Genomic DNA, 11,917 nt, shown 5'->3' with positions numbered 1-11,917 from the left:
CCCGCCGCACGGCAGAATGGCCGTAGGGAGATCCCATGGGTTTGTGGGACGTGTTCCCGGACCCGGAGCACAAGGCCGGCCCGTCGGGGCCCTTCCCATTCTTCCTCGATCCCAGGAGCCGTAGACCAGATGTCGCCCACCAACTCCCCGGTCGTCGATACCGTCCTCGACCAGTCGGAACGCGTCCTGCAGACCTATGCCGTCGATCCCGGCCTCATTCCGGAGCACGCCAACAGCGAGCGTCGGATCACCCAGGGCGGGTACGGCGATCGACAGCTGTTCGAACTCGTGCAGAACGCAGCCGACGAGATCGCTTCCGAACCCGGCGGCACCGCCCACGTCGTCCTCACGAACACCCACCTCTACTGCGCCAATGAGGGCTCCCCCGTCAGCCCCGAAGGCGCGGAGACAATTCTGCGGATGAGCATGTCGCGGAAACGAGGCGGTCAGATCGGCCGTTTCGGGGTCGGCGTGAAATCGGTGCTCGTCGTCACCGACACCCCGCAGTTCTTCAGCAGCACCGGCTCCTTCGGGTTCGATCGCGAGTGGGCCCACGAGCGGATCCGCTCGGTGCCGGGCGTGACGGACCGTCTGGGAGAGAAGTTCGAGGCACCGGTGCTGCGCATGGCTCGCCCCCTCGACATGGCCGCCGAACGCGCCCAGGACCCTGTTCTCGACGAGCTGCTCGACTGGGCCGTCACTGTGGTGCGCCTGCCTCTGCTCCCGGGTGCCGCCGACAAGCTGGCCCAGGACATGCACGGCGGGCGGAAGGGTGCCGGGGCATCCCGCGAGGAGTTCCCGGTCGGTTTCCAACTCCTCTCCCCGCACGTGGCGAAGGTCGTCCTGGAGGACCGCAGGCCTCGGCCGATCGCCCGTCGTGTGCTGACCACCGAGCAGGACGGCGACCTGCACACCGTGGTGGAGGAGCGGACGGGCAAGCCCACCACGACCGCCCGGTGGCGGGTCTTCTCCGTGACCCACGAACCGGGGCCGGCGGCCCGAGCCGATGCCGGTGAGCTGCACGACCGCCTCGTGCTCGACCTCGCCTGGGCCGTACCGGCGCTGGAGAGGGACACGGAGAGCGGACTGTACGCTTCCCCCAGGTCACGCGGCCGAGGACGCTTCTGGTCGTTCTTCCCGACCAAGTACGAGATGTCCCTCAGCGGCATCCTCAACGGCGCGTGGAAAACGAACGAGGACCGACAGAACCTCCTCGACTCGTCCGCTTTCAACGAGGAGATGGTCAAGGTCTCGGCGGCACTGGTCGTCGACGCCCTTCCCCGGCTCGCCCCCGCCGAGGACCCCGCCGCCTACCTCCCGCTGCTGCCGGGTCGCGCGAAGGAGGCCATCAGCTGGGCGGACGAGTCCCTGACCCGGCAGATCTGGGAACGGACCGCGGTCCGACCGTCGCTGCCCGACCAGGACGGGGTGCTCCGTGTGCCCACCGAACTGCGGGTCCATCCCCGTCTCGACAAGGACCAGAAGCGCACCACCGGATGGCTGCGCATGTGGCACGAGTGCCCCGGTCGCCCCACGGACTGGCTGCACCCCAACGCCGAGGCCGACGCCCTGCGGTCCGGCAAGGTGGAACACATCCTCGCGGCGGCCGAGCACAAGCGCACCGACGTCCGCACGTGGCTGGAGGCACTCGTCGAGTGCGGCACGCCCGAGGCTTCGACGGTGGCGATCCGCATTCTCGCGGAGATGATCGAGATCCGGTCGCCGTACGCCGAGGAGGCCCGCAGGGCACGGATCGTGCTCACCGAGGAACACGGCCTCGTCGCCCCCGTCCCCGGCCGCGTCTTCCGGCGCGCCGACGAGGGAGGGCTGCGGGAATCCCTTGTGTACGTGGTCGGCGACATCGCCCAGGATCCGTCGCTCGCCCATGCACTCGATGTCCTCGGCATCCGGGAGGCGGATGCCGAGGGACGGTTCGTCAGCGTCCTCGACCAGGGCTTCGACGGGTACGGGGACACCGAGTGGGAGCGATTCTGGGAGCTGTTCCGTCGGGCGGGTGGACGCCGATTGGTCCACAGGGTGCTGGAGAGGGTCCCGTACCCCCGCGAGACGCTTCGTGTACGCACCGCGGACAGCAGGTTCCGGCCCGTACGCGACTGCATGCTGCCGGGCGCGGTCGTGGACCCGCGGCGCGACCCGAGCATCGCCGTCGACATGGGCTTCCACTCGGACGACGTGCCCTTCTTCTCGGAGATCGGCCTGCGCGCGCTGCCCTCGACCTCGGTGCGGCCGGACGGCGAGGAATGGTTCGAGGAGTACCGGGAGGCAGTCCACTCGGCCTATCTGCGCACCCTGGACGACCATGCCCCACGCCCCTCCATCGGCCGGATGAAGGTGGAGGGCTCCGCCGTCGGCGGCCCCCTGTACCTGTTCCGATCGCTCTCTGAGGAGTCCCGCGCGGCCTTTCTGAAGGCACTGCCGGACGACGCCGTCGTGGACAACTGGACGCGACAGATCGGCGCACAGACGAGCACCCGTCAGGCCGTGGCCTCGCCGATCCGCTGGCTGCTCAGGAAGTACGGGACGGTCGCCACCTCCCAGGGGATCAAACCGCTGAAGGAAGCGGTCGGACCGCAGCTGGCCGCCTATCGCGACGTGCTGCCGGTCGCCGAGATCTCACCGGAGAAGGCCCGGAAGCTGCGCCTGCCGACCACGGTCGAAGAAGTCCCGTCCGCCCGTTGGGAGAACCTTCTCACCGAGGTGTCCCGGAGTGAGGACGACACCTTCGTGGGAGCCACCTATGTGATGCTGACCCGGTTCGGCGCGGACTTCCCCGAGGACTCGCTGACCCGTTGCCGCATCGGTGACGCGTGGGGCAACCGTCCGGACGAGGAGATCACCGTCGCGGTCGGCCCGGCCGAGTACCGGGCGCTGCGCGCCGAACAGCTTCCCGCGCTGCTGGTGCTGAGTGCGGCGGACGCCGAGCTGATGGTCGAGAAGTGGGGCATGCTCCGCTATGCCGACGTGATCAGCAAGGAGACACGTGAGGTCCCGGACGGTGACCCGGTGGCTCTGGTCGAGTTGTACCCCGCCCTGCGCCAGCGACTCAACAGTGCCAACCGGAACAGCCTGGTGCAGCGGTGCACCGAGCTGGAGGAGGTGACCCGCACCCCCAACGGCACCAAACCCCGCCAGCTGGACGCGGTACGCCAGGGCGGCACGGTGAAGGTCCGTGTCCCGGCGGACCCCGAACCGATGCTGCGGCTGATCGACCGGGAACTGGAGCTGGGACTCGGTGCCGCCGGCTGCAAGGCGGTCCTGGAGCACCAGGAGCGCATGGCCCGGGACAGCGAGACGAGGGCGGCGCTCAGGGCCGTACGCGACGCCGAGGACGTGGTGTCCAAGATCGAGCTGCTGATCGGCGCGGAGGCTCTGCGGTCGGGGCTTCCCGAAGGCCTGATGGAGGCCGAGCTGCAGGAGAGCGACGGTACGGAGCCGTCCCCGCACCGGATCGCGCAGATGGCCTTCAACGCGCACGGCGACGGAGTGCTCCAGCAGCACGCCCGGGACATCCAGGCCAGGTTCCCCAACGCCCCGGTCGCCTACGGCGGTTCGTCGGCGGCCATCGCCTTCGTCTCGGACCTGCGACTCCCGGTGACCTTCGCCGGCTCCAGGACCCCGTCACCGCCCGCCTTCGAGACGGTGGACGGCCCCCGGGACTTCCCCGGACTCCACGGCTACCAGGAGGACCTGGTCCGCAACATCAGCACGCTGCTCGACCGGCTGGCCCCGCAACGCGCCATGCTGTCGCTGCCCACCGGCGCCGGCAAGACCCGGGTCACGGCGGAGGCCGTGATCCGATGGGTCAAGCAGGTGGGTGATCTGCGCGGTCCGCTGCTGTGGGTCGCGCAGACCGAGGAGCTGTGCGAGCAGGCCGTGCAGAGCTGGAAGTTCGTCTGGAGCAAGGTGGGTGCGGAACGACCGCTCACCATCAGCCGGTTGTGGAGCACCAACGAGGTCGGGGAGGTCCTCGACCATCCGCACCTGGTGGTCGCGACCGACGCCAAACTGGAGCGGTGCCTGGACACCGAGGCGTACGACTGGCTGCGGCAGGCGGCGCTGGTGATCGTGGACGAGGCCCACACAGCGGTTTCCAAGCGGTACACCCACATCCTGGGCCAGTTGGGCCTCACCCGGTACGAGACCAGGCGTCACCTGCTCGGCCTCACCGCCACCCCGTTCCGCAACACCAACGAGGAGGAGACCAACCAACTGGTCAACCGCTTCGGCAACAAGCGCCTCGACGAGGGCGTCTTCCCCTCCGGCGATCCGTACCGGGACCTCCAGGACTGGGGGATGCTCGCGCAGGTCGAGCACCGCACCCTGGAAGGCGGTCGGATCGAGCTGACACGCGAGGAGAAGGTGCAGGCCGACCGGATGGCCATGCTCTCCCGCGCCGCCGAACAACGGCTCGCCGACGACCACGTGCGCAGCCGCCGTATCGTCGACGAGGTGGTCGCCCTTCCTGAGGACTGGCCGACCCTGCTCTTCGCCACCTCCGTGGACCACGCCAAGTACCTGGCGGCCATGTTGAACGATCGCGGTGTCCCGGCCGCGTCGGTGGACTCGACGACCAGCGCCCAGGACCGGCGCCGACGCATCGAGGACTTCCGCGCGGGCCGTATCCGCGTCCTCACCAACTACGGCGTCCTCACCCAGGGGTTCGACGCACCCGCGACCCGCGTCGTGGTGGTGGCCCGCCCGGTCTACAGCACCAACGTCTACCAGCAGATGATCGGTCGCGGTCTGCGCGGTCCCAAGAACGGCGGCAAGGACACCTGCCTGATCCTCAACGTCAGCGACAACATCGCGAACTTCGACACCCAGCTCGCGTTCAACCAGTTCGAGCACCTCTGGAGCCGCAAGTGACCGACGCCTACCTCGACAACCCCCCGCTCACCGACGAGCAGCGGGCCGTGGTCGAGCAGCCCTGGGACGCCCGTGTGCTGGTCACGGCCGGGGCAGGAGCCGGCAAGACGCACACCCTGGTGCGTCGACTCGACGCGCTGTGCGGCCACGAGGACCCGGAGGAGGCTCTGGAGGCGGCCGAGATCCTGGTCCTCACCTTCTCCCGGGCAGCGGCACGTGAGCTGCGGGAGCGGATCGCCCGGCACGGGGACCGGGCCCGCCGGGTCCGGGCGCAGACCTTCGACGCCTGGGCCTACGGGGTGCTCCGACAGGCCCAGCCGGACGGCGAGTGGGGCTCGGTCGGCTTCGAAGGGCGGATCGCCGCCGCGGCGCAGGCGATCGAGAAGGGGGCGTTGGAGGCGGAAGACGCCGTTCCGCCCGCTCACGTCGTGATCGACGAGGTCCAGGACCTGCTGGGAGGCCGTCGCGAGCTGGTGGAGACCCTTCTGGACCGCTACCAGGACAGTTGCGGGTTCACCGTCGTCGGCGACGCCGCCCAGACCGTGTACGGCTTCCAGATCGAGGACCTGGCCGAGCGTACCGACGAGACCGGTCGGTTCTTCGACTGGCTGCGCTGTTCGTTCCCCGACGACCTGGTGGAACTGCACCTCACACAGAACTTCCGGGCCTCCACCCCCGAGGCCGGGACCGCGCTGGCGTACGGCCCGCGGCTGCAGCAGCTCGCCGACGCGGACCTGGCGGCGACTCTGTACGAGGAGCTGAGCGAGCTGCTCCTGGAGCCTGCGAACGGGATGGGCGACCTCACCGATCCACTGACCCTGGACAGTCTGCGGAACTTCCCCGACACCTGCGCGATCCTCACCCGGGACAACCGACAGGCCCTGGTGGTGTCCGGTCTCCTCCACGATCACGGCATCGCCCACCGGCTGCGGCGCCCCCTCGAAGAGCGGCCGGTCCCGTACTGGGTGGCCGAGTTGTTGCGTCGTACCGAGGCGAGCGGCCTCACCGAGGACCGCTTCCGTGGTCTGCTCGCGGAGATCCCTCTGCCGTTCGAGCCGAACGCGACCGCCCTGTGGACGGTGCTCCGGCGCACCGCACGCGGCACCGGGCGCAACGTACTCGACCTGGAGCGGTTTCGCCGCTCCGTCGCGGACGGCCGGTTCCCCGACGAGGCGACCGACCCGGAGACCTCGCGGATCGTCGTCACCACCGTGCACCGGGCCAAGGGACTCGAGTTCGACCGCGTCATCGTCCTGACCCCGCCGACCGTGGCCGAACTCCGCAAGCAGTACAAGGACGAGCTGGACCTCCCCGCCGAGGCCCGAGCGCTCTACGTGGCAATGACACGCGCCCGCCAGGACCTCTATCACGTGCGCTCCCCCCAGGTGCCGGTCCTGAGGCGGGCGGGAGGCAGGAGGAACGGCCGCAGGTACGTGGGCGGGTGGCGGTCGTACGACAGGTACGGGATCGTCTCCGAGGCGGGGGACATCGATCGGAACGACCCGCCGGGCCACGAGACCGACGCCGTCGCCACCCAGGCGTACCTCCTGGAGCGGGTGCTCCCCGGGCACGAGGTGGTGCTGCGCAAGCGCCACGGCCTCCCGGCGGGAGAGCACCAGAGCCCGCCCTACGCCCTCGTGCACGACGGGCACGAGATCGGCGAGGCCTCGCAGACGTTCCGCGAGGAGCTGTTCCAGGTGCAGAAGGTGAATCGGACCTGGGACCCCTGGTGGCCCGACGAGATCCACGGCATACGGATCGACACTCTGGAGACCGTGACGGGCAGCACCGCTGCCGGCGCCAACGCCGGCCTCGGCGACCGAGGTGTGTGGATCGCGCCCCGGATCACCGGTATCGGTCGGTACCGCCGGGCCGACGACAACGAGGAGATGAGCGCATGACGCACGTGGCAGGTCGGCACGCCGAGCACTACCGGGTCCGGGACGAGGAACTCCTGACGGGGCTGCGGCGTGAACTCCTCGGCCCCTCCCCCGAGGCCGCGCCGGACGAACGGGACGAGATCCTCCTCCAGGACGCACCCATCGACCGCTACCTCACCGGCGTCCTGTACCCGAGATCCTCGAACGCTGCCGCGGAGGAGCGGATCCGTGAGGACGAGGAAGAGCATGACGGCACGGACCGTGTACCGATGCGGTCCCGGGACGACGTCGAGGAGTCCGGCACCGCGGACGAGATCGGCGCCGCCGGATCCCGTCGCCCCTCCTCGATGGGACTCACCTTCGCAGTCGATCCGACCATAAGCGACGCGATCGTGATCCGGGCCCGGGCCGCGGTCTACGAGCCGACCGACGCGGAGGGCCGCCCCGTCCCGGCCCGCCGCGCCGAGGCCCGCACCACCTCCGACCAGCAAGAACAGTGGCGACGCAAGGTGCTCGCACTGCCGGAGACCTCGGTCGACGTGACCTCGCCGAACCCGGCCCTGCGGGTCGAGCTCGGCCACGGCGCGGCGCTGCGCGTCAACATCCGTCGCCCCGACGCGGTCACCGGCACGGTCACGATCACGGTCACGCTGGTGAACACCCAGCGGATCGGCGAGTACGACCTCCAGGACGCGTCGTCGCTCTTCCAGTGCGGACTCACCGTCCGCGCGGCCGACGGCTCCAGCGCTTTCGTCGAGCGTCCCGCGCCGGCCGCCGCCCACGACCCCGAGGTCGCCACCAGCCGGCTGCTCCACCGCCACGCCCCGACCTTCGCCGTCGGCCATGGCTGCGCCGCCGCATGGGACTGGACACCGCCACCGATCGGGATGACCGAGTCCTTGGAAGCCGCCGTGTCCGAAGTGCGCAGCGAGTTCGTGCCCAGCGTCGAAGTACTGCTCACCGACTCCAACCCGGAGATCGACAGCTCCGCGCTGTCCATGCTCGGCCTCGCCGAGGGCTCGGACGCCGACGTCCTGGATGCCCTGAAGGCGCTCGCCACAGGCTACGAGCACTGGATCGACCGCAAGGAGACGGAGGCGGCCGCCCTCGCCGACACGCCTCACGCGAAGCCGGCCCTCGCCCAGGTCGAGGCCTGTCGCGAAGCACTCGGACGGATCCGCGAGGGCATCGGGCTCCTCGACGACAAACCGGATCTGATGCGGGCCTTTCGGCTCGCGAACCGAGCCATGGCCGAACAGCGGGCCCGTAGCGCCTGGGTCAAGGCCGGCCGTGTCGGTCTCCCCGACACGGCCGCCGGCAGCTGGCGTCCCTTCCAGATCGCGTTCGTACTGCTCTGCCTCGCCGGCATCGACGACCCCGGGCACGACGACCGCGCCATCGCCGACCTGCTGTGGTTCCCGACCGGTGGCGGCAAGACCGAGGCCTACCTCGGTCTGATCGCGTTCACCGCGTTCCTGCGTCGCATCCGGCGCGGCGCGGACGGCGGCGGCGTCACCGTCCTGATGCGCTACACGCTGCGGCTGCTCACGCTTCAGCAGTTCGAGCGAGCCGCGATCCTGCTCTGCGCCATGGAGGTGCTGCGCCGAGACCTGCCCGAAGAGCTGGGCACCGAGGAGTTCTCTATCGGGATGTGGGTGGGGCGCTCGGCCACCCCCAACACCCTCGAGGAGGCGGAGGCGAAGCTCGCCGAACTCCGCAAGGACCTCGACAAGCGCCTGGCCACCAAGAACCCGGTGCAACTGCACGCCTGCTCATGGTGCGGAACGCGCCTGGACGCCCGCGACTACGAGGTCGAGCCGGACGACAGGCGGATGTACGTCCGCTGCCCCGGCTCCGACTGCGACTTCTCCGACGGTCTGCCGGTCCACCTGATCGACGAGGCCGTCTACGACGCCCGCCCGACCCTGGTGATCGCCACCGTCGACAAGTTCGCCTCGATGCCGTGGCGTCCGGCTACCGCGGCTCTCTTCAACCGCGACAGGCCGACCGACCGTACTCCGCCCCCCGAGCTGATCGTCCAGGACGAGCTCCACCTGATCTCGGGCCCGCTCGGGACGCTCACCGGTCTCTACGAGACCGCAGTGGACGCCCTCGCCGACAGGCCCAAGGTGATCGCCTCCACCGCGACCATCCGTCGAGCCGCGACGCAGGGGCTCAGCCTCTTCGACCGTGACGTGCGCCAGTTCCCGCCCGCCGGTCTGGACTCCCGCGACTCGTGGTTCGCGGTGGAGACACCACGCGAGGAGAAGGCGAGCCGGCGCTATGTCGGTCTCCTCGCCCCCGCCACCAGCCAGTCCACCCTTCTCATCCGTACGTACGCCACCCTCATGCACCGTGCGACGCAGGCGCGCACCGAGGACGAGGTCCGCGACGCGTACTGGAGCCTCGTCGGTTACTTCAACAGCCTCCGGCTGCTCTCCGCCGCGGAGCTCCAGGTCCACGACGACGTCATCGCCTATCTGGAGCTGCTCGCCGAGCGGGAAGGAGTGGAGGTCCGGTCCGCCGTCAACTACTCGGAGCTGACGAGCCGGGTCGACGCCAGTGACATCCCCACGCGTCTCAAGGGCATCGAGAAGAAGCTCCCGGACGCGGACACTGTCGACGTCCTGCTCGCGACCAACATGATCGCGGTCGGCGTCGACGTGGACCGACTCGGTCTGATGGCCGTGATGGGCCAGCCGCAGACCACGGCCGAGTACATCCAGGCCACCAGTCGCGTCGGTCGTGCCCACCCCGGCCTCGTCGCCGTCATGCTCAACGCGACCAGGTCCCGCGACCGCTCGCACTACGAGAACTTCCTGCACTTCCACTCCGCCCTGTACCGCGAGGTGGAGTCCACGTCCGTCACCCCCTTCTCCACCCGTGCGCGCGAGCGCGGCCTGCACGCGGTGATCGTCGCCCTCACCCGCGTCCTCATTCCGGAGGCCCGTCCCAACGACGCCGCCGGGCGGGTCGAGTCCTACGAGCACCGACTCCGTACGGAGATCAGGGACATCCTCGTCGAACGCGTCGCCCGCGTCGTTCCGGAGGAGTCCCAGGCCGTGTCTCGCGCCTTCGACGAGTTCGTCAAATGGTGGTGCGCCGAGGCCGACGTCCACGGTGGCCTGCTCTTCGAACCGAAGAGGGGCGACCGCACGCCGTCCCTCCTGAAGGCGTACGACGACGAGTTCGAGGGAGCCAAGGCCTGGCCCACCCTGTGGAGCCTGCGCGACGTAGACGCCGAGTCCGCCCTGTTCATGGAGGCATCCCGATGACCCCTCCCCCCGCACGCCGTCGCCGCACCGGCACGAACGGCTACGCTCCCGCCCACAACCTGCTCCGTCGAGGCGCGGTCCGCCGCTCCCAGATGATCACGACGTACGGAGTCGGGTCACTCATCGCTGTCGACCACGAGTCGTTCGTCGTCTCCGGCCTGGACGGAGCCGATACCCACTGGAACTCCGACGAATCTCCCAAGATCCACGAGCGCCGACTGGCCCGCCTCCTCGGTGTCCAGCACTTCCGGCTGCCTCCGGCGTCCGACGAAGCCAGCAAGGACGGCGTCCGGGTCCGCCGCTTCCCCGTGATGCAGTCCTGCCCCGAATGCAATGAACTGCGTCGACACCGCGACTTCAACCCACCCCCCGGCAGAAGCATCTGCGGCACGTGCGAGACCGACCTGGTCCCCTCCCGCTTCGTGATCGCCTGCGAGGGGGGACACCTCGACGAGTTCCCCTACTGGCACTGGGTCCACCGCGCCGCCGGCTCCGGGTCGATCACGGCCGGCCAGTGCGGAGGGACCCTCAAGCTGCGTGCTTCGGGGCGCAGTTCGTCCCTCCGGTCCATCATCGTCTCGTGCACCTGCGGGGTTCCGGAGGTCTCGATGGAGGGCTCCTTCCGCAGGAACGCCCTGAAGGACCTCGGACTTCGCTGCCGCGGCACCCGCCCGTGGCTCGGTACGTCCGTACCCGCGCAGTCCTGCAGCTTCACCGCCCGCACGCTCCAGCGAGGTTCGTCCGCCGTATGGCAACCGGTGCTGAAGTCGGCGCTCTCCATCCCGCCCTGGAGCGACGGTCGTGCCGACCCGCTCGCCGAGCACTGGGAACAACTCCGTAACCTCAACGGACGCGAAGAGGTGGAGATGTGCCTCAAGTTCGTCTTCAAGGGTGAGATCCCGGTGCCCGTCGACGAGGTCATGGCACTCCTGGACGCCGAACGGGAGGAGGACCCCGACGGCGAGGAGACGCCTGCTTTCGACCACCGCTACCGCGCCCTGCGCCACAAGGAGTACGAGCGCCTCCGGGCCGGCAACGACGAACGCGAGCGTTCCCGCGACGAGCAGTTCGTCTGCGAGACCCCGCTCGGGGATCCGGCCGACCTGCATCCGCTCGGGGTCACCGGGCCCATGCTGGTGAAGAAGCTTCGCGAGGTCCGCGCCCTCAAGGCGTTCACCCGGCTCGCCGACCTCGACGCGACGACCGAGGGCAGGGAAGCCGCACTCTCGACATCCGAACTGACCTGGCTGCCCGCCATGGAGGTCCGTGGCGAGGGCGTCTTCATCCGCCTGGACGACAACCGCCTCCAGGAGTGGGAGCGCTCGACCGCCGTGGCGGCACGCGTCGAGCGCATGCGCACCGCGCACGAGAGGCTCATCGAGCAACGTGCGGCCGATCCGGCCCGGGTCCCGGCCTCTCCTGCCACCCCTCGGATGGTGCTGCTCCACACCCTGTCCCATGTCCTCATCAACGAATGGAGCCTCGACGCCGGCTACCCCGCCGCCGCGCTTCGCGAGCGCCTCTACGCCGACGGCGACATGGCGGGCATGCTCATCTACACGGCCACGAGCGACTCGGCGGGAAGTCTCGGGGGACTCGTCGCCCAGGGCGAACCGGACCGGCTCGCCCACACGATCCGCGCCGCCGTACGCCGCGCGGAGTGGTGTTCCTCCGACCCTCTGTGCGTCGAGTCCGAGGCATCAGGCACAGGCGGCACGAATCTCGCCGCCTGCCACGCCTGTGTGATGCTCCCGGAGACGAGCTGTGAGCACAACAACATCCTCTTGGACCGCGCTCTGCTCGTGGGAACCCCGGAGGATCCGCAGATCGGCTTCTTCGCACACCTGCAGGCCTGATGTACGGCCGTGGGAAGGT

Annotated in this window: 4 protein-coding genes; all 4 read left to right on the top strand. The window is 69.7% G+C overall.

The genetic code is table 11. The features are described from left to right. The first annotated feature begins 129 nt into the window (after positions 1-129). The 4 genes from ABZ318_RS27780 to ABZ318_RS27765 are packed head-to-tail and all read left to right on the top strand — an operon-like array spanning position 130 to position 11,898. Positions 130-4,887 (top strand): DEAD/DEAH box helicase, encoded by a 4,758-nt coding sequence (locus tag ABZ318_RS27780; RefSeq protein ID WP_356905209.1) that lies wholly within the window; start codon positions 130-132, stop codon positions 4,885-4,887. Then, entirely contained in the window at positions 4,884-6,788 is a 1,905-nt protein-coding gene (locus ABZ318_RS27775; protein ID WP_356905208.1) for a UvrD-helicase domain-containing protein, read from the top strand. Before ABZ318_RS27780 ends, ABZ318_RS27775 begins: the two co-directional genes overlap by 4 nt. Next, positions 6,785-10,042, top strand: a complete 3,258-nt coding sequence (locus ABZ318_RS27770) for a helicase-related protein (RefSeq protein ID WP_356905207.1) — start codon at positions 6,785-6,787, stop codon at positions 10,040-10,042. The genes ABZ318_RS27775 and ABZ318_RS27770 overlap by 4 nt, the downstream gene beginning before the upstream one ends. Beyond that, positions 10,039-11,898 (top strand): DUF1998 domain-containing protein, encoded by a 1,860-nt coding sequence (locus ABZ318_RS27765; protein ID WP_356905206.1) that lies wholly within the window; start codon positions 10,039-10,041, stop codon positions 11,896-11,898. The genes ABZ318_RS27770 and ABZ318_RS27765 overlap by 4 nt, the downstream gene beginning before the upstream one ends. The last annotated feature ends 19 nt before the right edge of the window (positions 11,899-11,917 follow it).

This window comes from Streptomyces sp. NPDC006197 (assembly GCF_040613865.1).
Taxonomy (GTDB): domain Bacteria; phylum Actinomycetota; class Actinomycetes; order Streptomycetales; family Streptomycetaceae; genus Streptomyces.
Note: the sequence above shows the minus strand (reverse complement) of the source record. Positions and strands in the feature narration are given on the sequence as shown.

Excerpts from the sequence above, each read along its gene's own strand:
- ABZ318_RS27780 (WP_356905209.1), top strand. The coding sequence starts at position 130 with ATGTCGCCCACCAACTCCCCGGTCGTCGATACCGTCCTCGACCAGTCG.
- ABZ318_RS27770 (WP_356905207.1), top strand. The coding sequence starts at position 6,785 with ATGACGCACGTGGCAGGTCGGCACGCCGAGCACTACCGGGTCCGGGAC.
- ABZ318_RS27765 (WP_356905206.1), top strand. The coding sequence starts at position 10,039 with ATGACCCCTCCCCCCGCACGCCGTCGCCGCACCGGCACGAACGGCTAC.